Source organism: Pseudodesulfovibrio sp. JC047 (assembly GCF_010468615.1).
Lineage (GTDB): Bacteria > Desulfobacterota > Desulfovibrionia > Desulfovibrionales > Desulfovibrionaceae > Pseudodesulfovibrio.
This window is the reverse complement of record NZ_WUEH01000053.1, coordinates 1-959: the sequence shown is the minus strand read 5'-3', so window position 1 is coordinate 959 and position 959 is coordinate 1. Positions and strand designations below refer to the sequence as shown.

The 959-nt window shown below is 58.8% G+C and carries 1 protein-coding gene; it reads right to left on the bottom strand.

The window, feature by feature from the left end:
- Positions 1-8: 8 nt before the first annotated feature.
- On the bottom strand, positions 9-941 hold the full coding sequence (locus GO013_RS16655; protein WP_163813155.1) for a DNA cytosine methyltransferase: 933 nt from the start codon (positions 939-941) through the stop codon (positions 9-11).
- Between the last annotated feature and the right edge of the window lie 18 nt (positions 942-959).

Here is a 959-nt window from a genome sequence, read left to right as displayed (position 1 = left end):
ATTTTGAATCATCGGATTTCTTCGATGTAACTTTCGATGAACGCTTGCGCTTGGGCGGCAACGATTGCATTGCCATAGCCGCGCAGTCGTCCCATATGGTCGGGAGATTCATCAGCCAGCGGGGATGTGCCGGGTTCAACTGCTCGCCAGAATCCATCCCGGCAGAGGAGCCAGTCAGCATCTCCCCAGCAGCCGTTAACCGGGCCGGGCCTGTGAGATGAACGAAACTCCGGAGTCGCTGTGCCGTCGTCGGTATTGGCTGCCCCTTCTCCACGGCATCCAAGAGTGTTGATTTTGTCCAGTTGTCCTTTTTGGAATCCTCCACGTTCGGCGTTGACCAGCCCGCCAGGAACGCAACCCTTGGAAGTTGATCGAGTCGGCTTCTTCCATCCTTGCGCTTTGTCGCCATGCCGGGGGTGTCTTTCCAGTCCCTTGTCGAGGCCGTCGGCCACCCAGTACAGCCTTTGCCGGATGTGCGGCGAACCGACGCTCGCAGCGCAGGTATCAACCGCCCCGCAGGTGTAGCCCTGTCCTTCCAGGTCAGCGTGTACAAGGTCGAGCCAAGCAAGGCCGTCTTTACTCGCAACCTGTTCGCCAAAGACAACCGGAGGCGTCGAGACTGAAATGAGGTGGAAGAATGCGGGCCAAAGGTGCCGCTCGTCAGCAAACCCAGTTCCTTTGCCTGCGCCGCTGAAAGGCTGGCAAGGGCAGGAACCGGTCCACACGGCTTGGTCGTCGGGCCAACCGGCATTCCGGAGGGCGTAAGACCACACGCCGATCCCGGCGAAGAAGTGGCATTGGGTAAACCCGGCAAGGTCACTTGGGGGGACATCGGATATACTCCTCTCATCAACCTCGCCGTCTGCGATCACGCCCGCTTTGATGAGTTCGCGGAGCCACGCAGCGGCAAAGGGGTCAAATTCGTTGTAGTAAGCGGCCATGACTGAGAACTATCAATT

Excerpts from the sequence above, each read along its gene's own strand:
- GO013_RS16655 (WP_163813155.1), bottom strand. The coding sequence starts at position 941 with ATGGCCGCTTACTACAACGAATTTGACCCCTTTGCCGCTGCGTGGCTC.